The organism is Shinella sp. SUS2, assembly GCF_001262505.1.
Classification (GTDB): Bacteria; Pseudomonadota; Alphaproteobacteria; order Rhizobiales; family Rhizobiaceae; genus Shinella.
Genome location: NZ_KQ410767.1, coordinates 1 through 14,702 on the forward strand (window position 1 = coordinate 1; position 14,702 = coordinate 14,702).

Below are 14,702 nucleotides of genomic sequence, written 5' to 3' on the forward strand. Positions count from 1 at the left end.
AGGTGGCCGGTTTTTACTCCGCCCGCGGCTGGACTATTCCGCCGCTACCGTGGCCGACTTTTCCACCGCCGCTCTCAATATTCGCGCCATGCATGCATAGATCGATTGGGATTCTCTCCTCCGTTACATCGATGCGACCCAATGACGAATGAGCGCTGCGTGAATTCAGAGAAAAATCAAAAAATATTCTGAATTCGACATGGCCTCATTCGTCATTGCCAAACCAGTGACCGCGCATGAATCGCCGGTCGCGTCCCGGTTTCGAGAGTGGAGAAGCACCATGAACGCCTATGTCGCCGTCAGCGAAACGATGCGGGAAACGCCCGATGGCCTGCGCTTGCCGGCGACGGGGGCGCTCAGCCACACGCTGGCCTGCGGCCAGCCGCTGCGCGTGCTGCCGGGCAAGGCCGCTGGTGGCTTTCGGGTCGAGCACGAGGGGGAGGAGGTGGCCTTCGGCCATCTCGCCGGCCCGTCCTCCCGTCTCCTGACCTTCGAGGCTCTGCCGGCCTCGCCCGTTGCGACCGACGATATCGTCAACGCCGTGCTGGAAACGGTGCTTGCCGGCAATCCGGCGCTCGGCGCGGTGGATGTCGCCCTTGCCGACGAGGGGCTCGCGCAGCGCCTTCTGGGCACCGGTGCGCTCGAACGGCACGGCGAGCGGCTGGTCGCGCGGCCGGAATCCTTCTTCCAGTTGCAAAAACCCTGGCTCGGCGGCGTTCCCGCCGCCTATCCGGAAGTTTCGACGCTGATCAACGGCGCGCTGCATCCGCAGCGCCCGCCGAAGCCGGTCGGTCGCGTCTACAGCCGCTTCATTCCCTGGCTGAACACGGAGCTTGGCTTCCACGTCGCCGATGTCGAGGCGGATCTGCCGCATTTCCATCGCTGGATGAACGATCCGCGCGTGGCGGCGATCTGGGAGGATGCCGGCGACCTTTCCTACCATCGCGATTTCATCGCCGGCCGTCTTGCCGATCCGCGCACCCTGCCGCTGATCGGAACCTTCGGCGGCGTGCCCTTCGGCTATTTCGAGCTCTACTGGGCGAAGGAAGACCGCATCGGCCCGCATTACGAGGCGGACGGTTACGACCGCGGCTGGCATGTGGCCATCGGCGAGGATGATTTCCGCGGCAAGGCGTTCGTCAGCGCCTGGCTGCCCTCGCTGATGCACTACATGTTCCTCGCCGATGCGCGCATCCGCCGCATCGTCGGCGAGCCGATCCATCACCATCGCCAGCAGATCCGCAACCTCGACCGCTCCGGCTTCGCCAAGGTCAAGCACATTCAGTTCCCGCACAAGAAGGCGTTGCTCGTCATGCTCCTGCGCGAGCGCTTCTTCATGGACCGGCTGCTGTCTCCCGATCTCTCCGACCTGTCCGGCCCGGACGGCCTGCCCGTTCCGGGCTCGCTGGCGCGAGACGCCGCGTGATGAAAACCGCCGTGGACATGAACGATCCGCGCATCGTGCGGCTCGTTCTGACCGTCGCGCTGCCGGCGGTGGCGGGCCTTGCCGCCAATGCCGGGCACCATGCGGTCAATGCGCTCTTTCTCGGCGCGCTCGGGCCGGAGGTGCTCGGCGGCGTCGGGCTCGTCATGCCGCTTTTCTTGCTGGTGGGGGCCACGGGCCAGGGGCTTGGCATCGGCCTTGCGACGCTTCTGGCGCGCCGTCTCGGCGAGGGGGACCGCGCAGGGGCCGCTTCCGTCGCGATGACGGCGCTCGCGGCGACCGTGCCGCTCGGCGTCGCGCTCTCCGTGCCGATCTATCTCGGCCTGCCGGCCTTTGCCGGCGCGCTCGGGGCGGGCGAGGCGATGCTTGCGCCCGGCCTTGACTACGGCCGGCTGCTCGCCATCGGCCTGACGCTCGGGCTGTTGCAGGTGGTCTGCGATTTCATCGCCATCGCCGAGGGCAATTCGCGCTTTTCGATGATCGTGCTGATCGCGAGCTTCGCGCTCAACATCGTGCTCGACCCGATCTTCATCTTCGCCTTCGGCCTCGGGGCCGCCGGCGCGGCCCTCGCCACTGTGCTTTCGGCTGCGGCGGCGCTCTGCTGCTATGCGGTCTATTTCCTCCGCCGATGGGGCGCTGTGGACGTTCTTAACGGGAACATCCGCTGGTCCCTGTTGGGGCCGATCGGGAAAATCGGCGTGCCCGCCGCTGCCACGACGCTGTTGACCGGCATCGGCCTTCTCCTGCTGATGCGGGAGGCTGCCGTCCACGGCGGCGATGCGGGCGTCGCCGCGACCGCCATCGCCGTGCGGCTGATGACGCTCGGCCAGCTCCCCGTGCTCGGCTTTTGCCTCGGCGCGCAGAGCGTTGTTAGCCACGCCTTCGGCGCGGGCGACGCCGTGCGGCTGAAGCGCGTCATCCGCTTCATGCTGGCCGTGACGGTGCCGGCGGCGCTTTTCTATGCGGCGCTGCTGTTCGTCGCCGCCGAGCCGGTCGCGCGCCTCTTCACCGACGACCCTGCGGTCGTTCGCGAGGCCGGAGCCTGGCTGCGCGCGCTCTTTCCGGTCTTTCCGCTGGCGGCCTTCCAGTCCGTGCTGCTCGTGCTGCTGCAATCGCGCGGCCGGGCGGGGCTTTCGGCCCTGGTCGGGCTCGCGCCGCAGGGCTACCTGCTCATCCCGCTGCTGCTTCTCCTGCCGCTGTGGGCGGGGTTTGCCGGCGTTTCCGCCGCGCCTGCGCTGGCGGCCCTGCTGGCGGCCGTGCTCGGCCTCTTCGTCGCCCGGCACGAATGGTCCACCATCCCTAGGGCCGCATCGCAGCTTGCCAATCCATCGATCCGCCCTTCCTGACTTATGAGGAACACTATGAACGAGACCCCGAGATTCGACGCCTACCGCCATGCCGAAGCGCTGCCGCCGCTGCGCGACGACCCGTTCGACGCCGCCGTGCCGCCGATCTACCAGACGTCGCTCTTCCTCTTCGAAAGCTACAAGGAGCTTGAGGACGTCTTCGCCGGCCGTTCGAAAAAGCCGATCTATTCGCGCGGCGACAATCCCACCGTGCGCCTGCTGGAGCGACGCATCGCCGACATGGAAGGCGCGGAAGAAGCCCGCGCCTTTTCCAGCGGCATGGCTGCCATCGCGGCCGCGGTGCTCGCCTTCGTCGGCCCGGGTGACCGCATCGTCACCGTGCGGCACGTCTACAGCGACGCCTTCCGCTTCTTCGAAAAGGTGCTGAAGCGCTTTGGCATCCTCGTCGACTACGTCGACGGCACGGACACCGAGGCGATGCTGGCCGTGCTGCCCGGCGCGCGGCTCGCCTATCTGGAAAACCCGACCTCCATGGTCTTCGAATTGCAGGACCTGAAGGCGATCGGCGAGGCCGCCCGCCACCACGGCGTGGTGACTATCGTCGACAATTCCTGGGCGACGCCGCTCTACCAGAACCCGCTGAATGTCGGCATCGATCTCGTCATCCATGCGGCCTCGAAATATCTCGGCGGGCAGAGCGATACGGTCGCCGGCCTCGTCGCGGGTTCCAAGGCGCATATCGACAGGATCAACGGCGAGATCTACCCCTATACCGGCGCAAAACTCGCGCCCTTCGAGGCATGGCTGGTGCTGCGGAACCTCGAAACCCTGCCGCTGCGCCTGCGTCACCACCACGAGGCCGGCCTTGCCGTCGCCTCCTGGCTTCAGGCGCACGAGGACGTCACCGATATCATGCACCCCGCCTTCTACGACCATCCCGGCAAGGCCACCTTCCGCGGCTTCGGCGGCCTGTTCTCCTTCGCGGTCTCGGACCGCATCGACGTCGCCGCCTTCGTCGATGCGCTGCGCCTGGTGCGCATCGGGGTGAGCTGGGGCGGGCCGGAAAGCCTCGCCGTGCCGGCCAAGGCCGCGCTCAGCATCTCGCCGGAAACCAACGTTTTCGCGCGTTTCGGCGTCAGCGACCGCACGATCCGGCTGAATGTCGGGCTGCATGAGGCGGAGAGCGTCATTGCCGATCTGGCGCAAGCCTTGCTGGCGGCGAAACGCTAGAGAGTGGTATCATCGCCCCGCATCATGCCCGGAGCGGAGCGGCCTTGCCGCTCCGCTCTTTGACATTCCCCGAACGCACAGAGACACCATGCCCCTCTCCAACGAAACCCTGATCGCGCTTGCCGGCGAACACGGAACGCCGCTCTGGATCTACGACGCCGCCGCCATCCGCCGCCGCATCGAACAGCTCTCCGCCTTCGACGTCGTGCGCTATGCGCAAAAAGCCTGTTCGAACATCCATATCCTCGGCGAGATGCGCAAGGCCGGCGTGCGGGTCGATGCCGTCTCGCTCGGAGAGGTCGAGCGGGCGAAGCGGGCAGGTTATGTCGCCGGCAACGCCTCGGGCGCGGCCGATGTCGTCTTCACCGCCGATCTCTTCGACCGCCCGACGCTGGAGCGCGTCGTTTCTGACGGGATCGAGGTCAATGCCGGTTCCATCGATATGCTGCGGCAGCTCGGCGAGCGTTCGCCGGGCCATCGCGTCTGGCTGCGCCTCAATCCCGGCTTCGGGCACGGCCACAGCAACAAGACCAATACCGGCGGCGAAAACAGCAAGCACGGCATCTGGTTCGAGCAGTTGCAGGACGCCATGGCGCTGGTGCGCCAATATTCCCTGACGCTCGTCGGCCTGCACATGCATATCGGCTCCGGCGTCGACTACGGTCATCTGGAACGGGTCTGCGGGGCCATGGTGGATCTTTGCCGCAATCTCGGGGCCGATCTTGAAGCCATCTCGGCCGGCGGCGGTCTCTCCGTGCCCTACAGGCAGGGGGAAGAAGAGATCGAGCCCGCGCATTATTTCTCGCTCTGGGATGCGGCGCGGCGGGAGGTCGAGGCGCATGTCGGCCATGCCGTCAGGCTCGAAATAGAGCCCGGCCGTTACCTTGCCGCCGATTCCGGCGTGCTCGTCTCGGAAGTCCGCGCCGTCAAGACCATGGGGCGGAACCGCTTCGTGCTCGTCGACGCCGGCTTCAGCGAACTGGCCCGGCCCGCCATGTACGGCAGCTACCACCATATCACCGCCATTCCGGAGCGAGCGCAAACCCTCCCGACCATCATCGCCGGCCCCTTGTGCGAATCCGGCGACGTCTTCACCCAGACGGAGACCGGAACGGTGCTGCCCCGCGACCTTCCCGACGTCGCGGTCGGCGAGCACCTGGTCTTCCACGGCGCGGGGGCCTACGGCGCGACGATGTCGTCGAACTACAACAGCCGGCTCTATGTGCCGGAAGTGCTTGTCGACGAGGCCGGCGCCCGTCTGATCCGCCGCCGCCAGACGCTGGATGAGCTTCTGGCGCTGGAGACGATCTAGCGGCGCCTTCGAAAAGGGGCGGTCTGGTTCGCTGCCGCACGCCGGGTTCGCGGCGAACACTGCGACGGCGAACGACATTCGAAGTTCGGCGGGCTTCCTGCCGTGATCCTGCGGGCCTTCGGTTGTGGATCGTGGTGTCGGATCGCCCCGGAGAGAGGCCATGACGGTTCTTCCGGCCCCGCCTTTGGAGCCTGGTCCGCTGCCAGCGAGCACCATTTCAACGTCGTCTTCGGGATGAGGCGACGCTCCCGGTGTTGGTGCGGTGCACAATGAAATGTGTCATTTCTTTGAACAGTCCTGCTTGACATTCGTCCAATATAGAGGTCAATTCCTGTTTACCGGAAATATCGTTCGGTATGTCGGACGGGGCGAGGAGGCCTTGTTTCAATAGATTTCAGTTGCTCGGGGCCTGCGCACCGTACGGATAATCACCGTGCGAAGGAGACGCTCGTCGTTCCGCAACGACTGTTCGGCATGGGCTCAACAAGAGGGGAACTAGAATGAGCGAGAAGCTGATGACCAACCGTAGAACTGCATTGAAGCTGTTCGGTGCGGGTGCCGCTGTTTTGACGATGCCGTACATCATCCGTCCGCGTCCTGCCTGGGCGGCAAACGGCGTGCTCAACGTCACGACCTATGACAAGTTCCTGCCGCAGGAATTCATCGACAAGTTTCAGCGCGACACGGGTATCGAGGTTCGCATCCGCCTGACGGACGACCAGGGCAAGCAGTACAACCTGCTCACCGCCGAGGGTGCCAATCCGTCGACGGACATCGTCACCGTCGCTGGCCATCGCTATTCGCAGTTCATTGATTCCAAGCTGCTCCAGCCGCTCGACACCGGCAAGATCGCGAACTGGAAGAACCTCAACTCCGCCTATCAGGACGCCACCTGGGCGCGCGTCAACGGCAATCTGTGGGGTCTGCCGATCCTCGCCGGCTACGAAGGGCTTGCCCGCAATGTCGACTATGTGAAAGACGCGCCGAGCTGGGAGATCATGTTCGATCCGCAGTACAAGGGGCAGACCTCCTACATCGTCAGCGACTTCATGACGATCGTCATGCAGTATCTCGGCCACGACGGTGACTTCACCACCTATGTCGACAAGCCCGATATCGCCCAGAAGGCGACCAATGAAGCGCGCGACTTCCTGATCAAGCACAAGGACATGGTGCGCAAGTACTATGACGCAGGCTCGGAAGTGCAGCAGATGTTCATCAACGAGGACATCTACCTCGCGCATTCCTGGTCCGGCCCGGCGGCAAAGCTCATCATCGACGGCCACCCGATCAAGCTTTCCGTGCCGAAGGAAGGTACGTTCGGCTTCTGCTACACGCTGAACGTGGTCAACAACGCTCCGAACGCCGAGAACGCCTACAAGCTGCTCGACGCGATCCTCGCAACCCCGGAAGTGGGCGCGGCGATGACCCGTCAGTCGGGCTACAGCTCGACCATAAACGGCGTTGGCGATCTGCTGAACGAACGCGAGAAACTCGCTTCGACGCTGCCGCAGGAAGAAATCGAACGCATCATCTTCTTCTCCTCGGTCAACCGCGACATGAAGAACGAGATGATCGACCGCGCGACCGCAGAGGTCAAGGCGGCCTGACGCGCTGGGTTTCGGCCCTGCCTGCCCGGTCCCCGGAGTGTTCTGACGCTCCAGGGGCCGGGCAGGCGGCTCGTCCATTTCACCAAACAGTGCGCGATGACTGTCCGCCGGCCTTGCCGCGCGGTCACGGTCGCTCTGCGCCAACCGAGATTGTCCAATGGTGAGTAGCAACACGACAGCCGGATACGGCACGGCGCACGACACGGCCGTACCGAAATACTCCACCGGCATAGCGAAGGTGGTCAATTCCGCGCTCTATCGACACACGCTCGGGGCGGCGGTGGAATCACGGATCGGCCGCGTCCTGCTTCTGGCCGGCGTGCCGCTGATCTGGCTGATCATGCTGCATGTCGGGCCGATCTATCAGATGCTGAAGATCAGCCTTCTGTCGCAATACCCCGTCCAGCCGGGCAGGGAGTCGCACTTCACGCTCGAAAACTACGCCATTTTCTTCCGTGAGGCGATCTACTTCACGCCCCTGATCCGAAGCTTCGTCTTTGCGACGGGTGCAACGGCGCTGACCCTCGTCGTGGTCTATCCCGTGGCCTACTACGTTGCCAAGATCGTCAGGCCGGAGGGCCGTTCCAAGGCGCTTCTGCTGCTTCTGGTGCCGTTCTGGGCCGGCGAGCTCATCCGGACGTTCTCCGTGATCATGCTGCTCGCCAATCGTGGTGCGCTCAACGTGCTGCTGCGTGACATCGGCCTGATCGACCGGCCGATCCCGATGCTCTATACGTCGTTCTCGCTGGGCTTCGGCCTCGTCTACCTGATCTGCCTCTACATGCTGCTGCCGCTCTACTCGGCGATCGAAAAGATCCCGTCGCCGCTGCTCGACGCGGCTGCGGATCTCGGCGCGGGCCCCTTCACGCGCTTCCGCCGGATCATTCTGCCGCTGTCGCGCGACGGCATCGTGTCCGGCTGCTGCCTGGTCTTCCTGACCTGCATCGGGGTCTTTGCGACGCCCATGCTGCTCGGCGGCCCCAACACCGTACTCTTTCCTGAAACGATCAGCGGCTTCTTCCATGGTGCCAGCGACAAGTGGCCGGTCGGCGCCGCCTTCGCGCTGATCATGCTGGTGACCGCACTTATCGCCGCCGCCATCTTCATGCGGCTGGTCGGCGGGCGCAAACGGAGGGCAATCTGATGCGCACCCTGTTTTCCGATGTCCCGCGCACAACGCTCACGGCGTTCTACTGGGCCTTCATTCTCTACCTGCTTCTGCCGCTCACGCTGATGATGGCAATGAGCTTCAAGGATGCGAACTTCGTCGCCTTCCCGATCGGCGAATGGACGTTCGACTGGTACATCAAGGTGATGCAGGACAAGCAGTTCCTGGAAGCCTGCCTCTATTCGATCATGATCGCGGCGGCGGCGACGCTTGCGGCGACCACCCTCGGCGTCTGGATCGCCATGCTCATCGTTGCCGACGGCATTCGCGGTCAGGTCGTGCTCTTCGCGCTCGCCTGCCTGCCGGCGGTCGTGCCGGGCATGATCTCGGCGATCTCGCTTCGCATCTTCATCTCGACCATCGACCTGCCGACGGGAACGGCTGCCATCATCCTCGGCCATACCGTTCATGCCGTGCCCTTCGTGGTCGTCATGGCGCTGACCCGCCTGCGCTCGATGCCGGGCAATCTCGTCGACGCGGCCCGCGACCTTGGCGCCGACAGCATCGTCGCCTTCTTCCGCGTGACGCTGCCGTACCTCAAGCCGGCGCTTGTCGGCGGCATGATCTTCTGCGTGCTGCTGTCGATCGACGACTTCGTCCGCACCTTCTTCCTCGGCGGTTATCGCCCGACCTTGCCCATGCTGATCTTCGCTAAGGTGCAGGGCGGCATGTCTCCCGAGATCAACGCAATGGCGACGCTCGTTCTCGTGGTTACGGCTGCCGTCGGACTGTACGCCGAATACTTCACCCGCCGCGCGAGGACCCGCTGATGGAACCCGTTGTTCAATTCGACAATGTCACCAAGAGCTATGGCGGCTATGTCGCCGTCGAGAACCTGAACCTGAGCATCGAGCCGGGCAAGTTCGTCACGCTTCTTGGCCCCTCCGGATGCGGCAAATCCACGTCGCTGCGCATGCTCGGCGGTTTCGAGACGCCGACATCCGGACGCATCCTGCTCAGCGGCAAGGACGTCACGCGGGTGCCGCCGAACAAGCGCAACGTCAACATCGTCTTCCAGGACTATGCCCTCTTCCCGCACATGACCGTTGCCAAGAACATCGCCTTCGGCCTCGAGCTGAAGGGGCTTGATAACGCGAGGATCCATCGCCGGGTCTGCGAACTGCTGGAGCTGGTTCAGCTTCAGGACTATGCCAAGCGCCTGCCGGCGGAATTGTCCGGCGGCCAGCGCCAGCGCGTGGCGCTCATGCGGGCACTGGCGCCGGATCCGGACGTGCTGCTGCTCGACGAGCCGCTGTCGGCGCTCGACGCCAAGCTGCGCCAGCAGATGCAGATCGAGCTCAAGGCCATTCAGGAGAAGACCGGCAAGACCTTCATGTTCGTGACCCACGATCAGGAGGAGGCGCTGACGATGTCGGACACGATCGTGGTCATGAACAAGGGCCGCATCGAACAGATGGGCGATCCCAACACGCTGTACGGGCGTCCCGGCTCGGTCTTCGTCGCCAACTTCATCGGCGAGACCAATCTGCTGCGCAGTGCCGTTCTCGGCTTTGAGGACGGCGTGGCCGCGCTGAACTGGAACGGCGTCACCATCAAGGCGAATCCCGGCGGGCTGGCGCCGAAGGTCGGCGACAATCTCTACGTCGTCCTGCGTCCCGAAGCCATTCATTGCTCTGCGAGCGAGCCGGCAACTGCCAACCGCATCAAGGGCAAGATCCGCCAGCGGGTGTTCAAGGGCAATCACACCTCGATGATGGTCCAGGTCGGCGATGGCGCCCTGCTGAACACCCTGGTTCACCCGAGCGAGGTCGAGCAGCTCGACGGCGAGGACGTCTGGCTCGGCTGGAAGCCCGAGACTGCGACGGTCATCCCCGACCGGCGTGCGAACACCTAGACGAACAGCGCCCCGCACCCAAACGGTGCGGGGCGTCCGGAAGCAAGGCGGCCGATGCGAGCGAAAAGCTCCACCGGGCGAGGGAGGTACACCATGGCCTATGACGTTGATATGCCGATTCAATCTGCAGCTACGAGCCTGCCGGAGCTGGAACGGCGTGTCCGCGACGATCTCGCCTGCCTTTGTTATCCCCCGGCAAACTGGGTCGTGCCGACGCCTCTCGCAGAACCGGTTCACGATGTCGTCGTCATCGGTGGCGGCATGTGCGGCCTCGTTACCGGCTTTGCGCTGATCGGCGCCGGCATTCGCAACATCCGCATCTTCGACCGCAGCGAGCCGGGTCTCGAAGGGCCGTGGCTGACCTATGCGCGCATGGAAACGTTGCGCTCGCCCAAGCAGCTGACCGGTCCGGCCTACGGCATGGCATCGCTCACATTCCGTGCCTGGTACGTCGCCCAGTTCGGCAACGACGCCTGGTCTGCGCTCGACAAGATCCCGCGTCCAATGTGGATGGAGTATCTGCGCTGGTATCGCAAGGTGCTCGAGCTGCCGGTCGAGAACAATGTCGAGGTGACCGCGATCCGGCCCGAGGGGGCGCTGATGCGGCTGATGACCTCGGGCAAGGGCGCCCGGGAGACCTCCGTGCTCGCCCGCAAGGTCGTCATGGCGACCGGCCGTGACGGCATGGGGCACCCCAGCATTCCGGATTTCGTCAACGGCTTGCCGGAGACATACTGGGCGCATTCCTCGCATGACATCGATTTTGCCGCCCTGCGCGGCAAACGCGTCGTCGTTGTCGGTGTCGGGGCGTCGGCGGTCGACAATGCCGCCGAAGCCCTGGAGGCCGGCGCAGCCGAGGTTCGCCATCTCATCCGGCGCAAGGAAATGCCATGCATCAACAAACTGATGGGCATCGGCTCGTTCGGTTTCACCGCCGCATTCCCGCAGCTCGGCGACGCCCGGCGCTGGCAGATCATGAATTACTCCTTGCGGACCCAGACACCGGCGCCGCGCGGCTCGACGATGCGGGTCAGCCGCCATCCGAACGCCTATTTCCATTTCGACGCCGCGGTCGAGACGGTGGAGCTCGACGGCGACGAGATCGTTGTCGGCACGTCGCAGGGCAAGCCCGTGCGCGCCGACTTCCTTATTCTGGGGACGGGTTTCGGGGTTGATCCGCTGGCCCGCAAGGAACTCGACGGCTATGCCGACAAGATCCTGTTGTGGCAGGATCGCTTCACGCCGCCGCCGGGGCAGGAGAACGAGCAGCTCGGCAAGTTCCCTTATCTCGCCGAGGATTTCACTTTCCTCGAACGTGTGCCCGGTGAGGCGCCCTGGCTTGCCAACATCCACAGCTTCAATTCGGGTGCAGCGGCCAGCCTCGGCAAGGTGAGCGGGGACATTCCGGGCATCAGCGAAGGCGCGTCCTGGCTGGCGCGCGAGATTGCCGCCAAGCTCTATGAGGAAAACTTCGGCCAGTACTGGCAGCGGTTGCTCGACTACGACACGCCCGAACTGCGCGGCGACGAATGGACCGCGTCGCCCTTGCCGGACGGCGAAACCCTTGACGACCGCAAGCAGGCATAGGAGGACGGAATGGCTGAGAACGAGGACGTGATTGCCGCAATCGTCGGGATCGAGCCGGGCAGCGCCTTGGCCGAAACGGTGGCCGGCCGCGCCGACATCATGGCACTGACCCAGCAGACGCATGATGGCGCGCTCACACCGGCGGATCCCGGCGGACTGTCGCACGCAGAGCGGGCCGCGCTCGCCTTGCGGATTGCGAAGATCAACGACCAGAAGGCGTTCGAGGATCACTTCGAGGCCATGCTGGAGAAAGCCGGAATGCCGGAAGACGCCGCACGCATGGCCGACATCTGGTTCGACGGCGGCAGCGATGCGCGGGCCCGGGCGTTGATCCGCCATGTCGATCTGGTGGCACATTCGCCAAAGGATGCGACGCGCCGCGATATCGAACTGCTCCGGGAAGCCGGGATCGGCGATGCCGACATCGTCAGGCTCTCGGAGCTCGTCGCCTTCGTCAGCTATCAGATCCGGGTCGCGGTTGGCCTGCAATTGATGCGGGGGCTGGCATGAGCAAGACGATACACGAATTCACGACCGACGTTCCGCAGTGGAACCCCTATGTGGTTCCGCTGGATCTAGCCGAAGCGACGAACGAGCAGCTCGACGCGCTGAAGATCACGCCGTCCAATACCAAGGTTTCCGACTATGTGCTGGTGCTGGCGCATGACGTCGAGACGTTGAAGCACCGCTCGCCGCTGTTCAACGCCGTCATGTACAATCGCGGCGGGCTTTCGCGCGCCGAACGCGAGCTTGGCGCTGTCGGCGCCTCGATCGTCAACCGCTGCATCTATTGCGCGGCGGTGCATGCCAGCCGCTACAACCAGCTGACCAAGGAGACCGATGTCATCGCGGCGATTTTCGCCCATGGCGTCGATGCGCAGATCGAGCCCAGGCTCAAGGCGATCCTGAATTTTGCGGTCAAGCTTTCGAAATGCCCATCCGATGCGACCGCCGACGACATGGCGGCTTTGGTCGCAGCCGGTTTGAACAAGGACGAAATCCTCGACCTCATCCTGTCGACCGCCTTGTTCGGCTGGGCCAACCGGCTGATGCACACGCTCGGCGAGCCGGTCGGGGAATGATTGTTCGAGATGCCCATGAGGCAGCCAGAGGGGGACAGTGCATGCTTTCGATCAATCCGCCCGAAATCGGACCGCGCCTGCAGGCCTATCGCAAGGAGCTGAATCTGACCCTTGCCGAACTGGCGGCCCTGTCGGGCGTTTCACGCTCGATGCTGTCGGAAATAGAACGCGGCAATGCCAACCCCACCTACGGCACCCTGTGGCACCTGACACGCGCGCTCAAGATCGACCTCAACAGTCTGGTCAGCGGCGCAAGCGAGGAGCGCAGCGGCTCCGTCATCGACCTGCAGCCGGGCAATCTGACGCCGACCATCCGCAGCGCGGACGGAACGTGCACGCTGCAAATCCTGTCGCCGGCCAGCATGGTGTCGCTGATCGAGTGGTATCTCCTGAGTTTCGAGGCCGAGGGGGAGCTGGTGAGCGATCCGCACGAAACCGGAACCGTCGAGCATCTGCACTGCACCAAGGGCGAGATTATCGTGCGCAGCGCGGGAAACACCATGATCGTGCGCGCCGGCGAGACGGCGCGCTATGCCGCCGACGTGCCGCATTCGCTGACAAGCGTCGGCGCTGTGGGAGCCGGTGCGTTTCTCGTCGTGGCGTCCGGCGATGTCGGGCCGCACACGCCGAGGGCATCGACACGCCCGAAGTAACGATCGGCCCCATGGCCGAAACCATGATTAAGCAGAAAGGAATTATCGATGCGGACAGGAATTGTCGGAGCGGGTTCGATCGCTTTTGGAACGGCGGCACTCGTCGAGCAGCAGGGACACGAGGTGACGCTGTGGTCGCCTTCCGGCGAACGCACGCGCGCGCTTGCCAGCGGTGAAGCGCTTGTCGCGGAAGGTGCGATCCAGGGCACCTTCCACCCGGCTGTCGCAACCAGCGCCGCGGAGCTGGTCGCGGGGGCAGAAGCGCTCGTCATCGCCCTGCCTGCCTATGGCCACAAGACCGTGCTGGACGCCATTGCCCCGCACATCACCTCCTTGCAGATCGTCATCTTCAGCTCGCATGCGTCGTTCGGCGCGCTGTATCTCTCCCGCCTGCTGGCCGCGCGCGGCATCGTTATCCCGATTGTCGCATGGGGCACCACCGCCGTCTCGGGCCGGCAGTTGAGCCAGACGTCGGTCAATGTGAATACAATCCGCAAGCAGGTCGATCTCGCGACGGTGCCGGCCTCGGCCAGCGACGTGGGGCTCTCCGTCTGCCGGTCCCTGTTCGGCGACCGTTTCCGTGACCGGGGCAGCCTGCTGGCGATTGCGCTCTCCAACCTCAATCCGCAGAACCACATGGGCATTGCGCTCGGCAACATGACCCGCATGGAGCGCGGCGAGACGTGGAGCCAGGGGCAGAATGTCACGCCGAATGTCGGTCGTCTCCTCGAAGACCTCGACAAGGAGCGCATTGCCATCGCCACGAAGCTCGGCCTGGAAGTGCGCGATATCTTCCAGCATTTCCACCTGTCGTTCCATGTGCCGGTCAACTCCATCTCCCAGATGAACCAGGAGATGCACGCGGCCGGCAATGGCGGCAGCGGTCCCACCACCGCCGACAGCCGCTATGTGACGGAGGACGTTCCCTTCGGTCTCGTCATGACGGCGAAGATCGGGCGTCTCGCGGGCCATCCCGCGGACCTGCATGAAGCCGGCGTTCGTATTTTCTCGTCGATGTACGGCCGTGATTTCACCGCAGAGAACGACCTTCTCAACGCCCTCGATCTCGATGCGATGTCGCTGGACGAGCTCAAGGGGCTGTGCCGCGACGGGTTCCCGGCAGCCGCCTGACAGCCGCCTTCATCTGCCCGCCACGGCCATGCGTCCGTGGCGGGCAAAGGGAGCATGATGCCGGCGAACGGCACCGTGCTCCCTTCCGCTTGCCACCATGATATCCGATGCCGTGCCGCAAGGGGCCGATGCTGGAACGAGGTCTTTACTCCCCATGAACACCGCCTTTTTGTCCCATCTCTCCCAGGAAATTGATGCTCTCAAAACCGCGGGCCTTTACAAGGCCGAGCGGGTGATCACCTCCAGGCAGGCCGGCGAGATCGCCGTTGCCTCGGGCGAGCGCGTGCTGAACTTCTGCGCCAACAACTATCTCGGCCTTGCCG

General features: G+C 64.5%; 13 protein-coding genes and 1 pseudogene. All 14 read left to right on the plus strand.

Annotated features, from left to right (window positions below):
* Positions 1-280 precede the first annotated feature (280 nt).
* Positions 281-1,426 carry a GNAT family N-acetyltransferase gene (locus tag AKG11_RS31505; protein ID WP_050746839.1) on the plus strand — a complete coding sequence of 382 codons (1,146 nt, stop codon included), beginning with the start codon at positions 281-283 and terminating at the stop codon, positions 1,424-1,426.
* Positions 1,426-2,790 carry an MATE family efflux transporter gene (locus tag AKG11_RS31510; RefSeq protein WP_050746840.1) on the plus strand — a complete coding sequence of 455 codons (1,365 nt, stop codon included), beginning with the start codon at positions 1,426-1,428 and terminating at the stop codon, positions 2,788-2,790. Before AKG11_RS31505 ends, AKG11_RS31510 begins: the two co-directional genes overlap by 1 nt.
* A gap of 15 nt (positions 2,791-2,805) precedes the next feature.
* Positions 2,806-3,981, plus strand: a complete 1,176-nt coding sequence (locus AKG11_RS31515) for an aminotransferase class I/II-fold pyridoxal phosphate-dependent enzyme (RefSeq protein WP_050746841.1) — start codon at positions 2,806-2,808, stop codon at positions 3,979-3,981.
* 88 nt (positions 3,982-4,069) lie between these two features.
* A complete protein-coding gene (lysA, locus tag AKG11_RS31520; RefSeq protein ID WP_023512666.1) occupies positions 4,070-5,293 on the plus strand; it encodes a diaminopimelate decarboxylase in 1,224 nt (407 codons plus the stop codon).
* 500 nt (positions 5,294-5,793) lie between these two features.
* Positions 5,794-6,903, plus strand: coding sequence for an extracellular solute-binding protein (locus tag AKG11_RS31525; protein WP_088016596.1), 1,110 nt, complete (start codon positions 5,794-5,796; stop codon positions 6,901-6,903).
* 157 nt (positions 6,904-7,060) lie between these two features.
* Positions 7,061-8,047 carry an ABC transporter permease gene (locus AKG11_RS31530; protein ID WP_050746842.1) on the plus strand — a complete coding sequence of 329 codons (987 nt, stop codon included), beginning with the start codon at positions 7,061-7,063 and terminating at the stop codon, positions 8,045-8,047.
* Positions 8,047-8,841: an ABC transporter permease gene (locus AKG11_RS31535; RefSeq protein ID WP_023515470.1), complete on the plus strand. Its 795-nt coding sequence runs from the start codon at positions 8,047-8,049 to the stop codon at positions 8,839-8,841. Before AKG11_RS31530 ends, AKG11_RS31535 begins: the two co-directional genes overlap by 1 nt.
* Complete coding sequence (locus AKG11_RS31540) at positions 8,841-9,926, plus strand: ABC transporter ATP-binding protein (RefSeq protein WP_050746843.1); 1,086 nt, start codon at positions 8,841-8,843, stop codon at positions 9,924-9,926. Before AKG11_RS31535 ends, AKG11_RS31540 begins: the two co-directional genes overlap by 1 nt.
* 93 nt (positions 9,927-10,019) lie before the next feature.
* A complete protein-coding gene (locus tag AKG11_RS31545) occupies positions 10,020-11,513 on the plus strand; it encodes an NAD(P)-binding domain-containing protein (RefSeq protein WP_023515472.1) in 1,494 nt (497 codons plus the stop codon).
* Between the two features lie 9 nt (positions 11,514-11,522).
* On the plus strand, positions 11,523-12,023 hold the full coding sequence (locus tag AKG11_RS31550) for a CMD domain-containing protein (protein ID WP_050746844.1): 501 nt from the start codon (positions 11,523-11,525) through the stop codon (positions 12,021-12,023).
* Positions 12,020-12,595, plus strand: a complete 576-nt coding sequence (locus tag AKG11_RS31555; protein ID WP_050746845.1) for a peroxidase-related enzyme — start codon at positions 12,020-12,022, stop codon at positions 12,593-12,595. The genes AKG11_RS31550 and AKG11_RS31555 overlap by 4 nt, the downstream gene beginning before the upstream one ends.
* A gap of 41 nt (positions 12,596-12,636) precedes the next feature.
* Positions 12,637-13,248 carry a helix-turn-helix domain-containing protein gene (locus AKG11_RS31560; RefSeq protein ID WP_023516848.1) on the plus strand — a complete coding sequence of 204 codons (612 nt, stop codon included), beginning with the start codon at positions 12,637-12,639 and terminating at the stop codon, positions 13,246-13,248.
* A 48-nt stretch (positions 13,249-13,296) separates the two neighbouring features.
* The gene (locus tag AKG11_RS31565) at positions 13,297-14,379 is read left to right on the plus strand and encodes an NAD/NADP octopine/nopaline dehydrogenase family protein (RefSeq protein ID WP_050746846.1); all 1,083 of its coding nucleotides are present in this window, start codon (positions 13,297-13,299) and stop codon (positions 14,377-14,379) included.
* Positions 14,380-14,533: 154 nt separating this feature from the next.
* Positions 14,534-14,702, plus strand: a pseudogene (locus AKG11_RS34905) (glycine C-acetyltransferase); the annotation flags it as partial.

What these genes read in the sequence shown, in the direction of transcription:
- AKG11_RS31540 (WP_050746843.1), top strand. Translation starts at nt 8,841, where the DNA reads ATGGAACCCGTTGTTCAATTCGACAATGTCACCAAGAGCTATGGCGGC.
- lysA (WP_023512666.1), top strand. Translation starts at nt 4,070, where the DNA reads ATGCCCCTCTCCAACGAAACCCTGATCGCGCTTGCCGGCGAACACGGA.
- AKG11_RS31505 (WP_050746839.1), top strand. Translation starts at nt 281, where the DNA reads ATGAACGCCTATGTCGCCGTCAGCGAAACGATGCGGGAAACGCCCGAT.
- AKG11_RS31555 (WP_050746845.1), top strand. Translation starts at nt 12,020, where the DNA reads ATGAGCAAGACGATACACGAATTCACGACCGACGTTCCGCAGTGGAAC.
- AKG11_RS31550 (WP_050746844.1), top strand. Translation starts at nt 11,523, where the DNA reads ATGGCTGAGAACGAGGACGTGATTGCCGCAATCGTCGGGATCGAGCCG.
- AKG11_RS31560 (WP_023516848.1), top strand. Translation starts at nt 12,637, where the DNA reads ATGCTTTCGATCAATCCGCCCGAAATCGGACCGCGCCTGCAGGCCTAT.
- AKG11_RS31530 (WP_050746842.1), top strand. Translation starts at nt 7,061, where the DNA reads ATGGTGAGTAGCAACACGACAGCCGGATACGGCACGGCGCACGACACG.
- AKG11_RS31545 (WP_023515472.1), top strand. Translation starts at nt 10,020, where the DNA reads ATGGCCTATGACGTTGATATGCCGATTCAATCTGCAGCTACGAGCCTG.
- AKG11_RS31565 (WP_050746846.1), top strand. Translation starts at nt 13,297, where the DNA reads ATGCGGACAGGAATTGTCGGAGCGGGTTCGATCGCTTTTGGAACGGCG.
- AKG11_RS31535 (WP_023515470.1), top strand. Translation starts at nt 8,047, where the DNA reads ATGCGCACCCTGTTTTCCGATGTCCCGCGCACAACGCTCACGGCGTTC.
- AKG11_RS31525 (WP_088016596.1), top strand. Translation starts at nt 5,794, where the DNA reads ATGAGCGAGAAGCTGATGACCAACCGTAGAACTGCATTGAAGCTGTTC.
- AKG11_RS31515 (WP_050746841.1), top strand. Translation starts at nt 2,806, where the DNA reads ATGAACGAGACCCCGAGATTCGACGCCTACCGCCATGCCGAAGCGCTG.
- AKG11_RS31510 (WP_050746840.1), top strand. Translation starts at nt 1,426, where the DNA reads ATGAAAACCGCCGTGGACATGAACGATCCGCGCATCGTGCGGCTCGTT.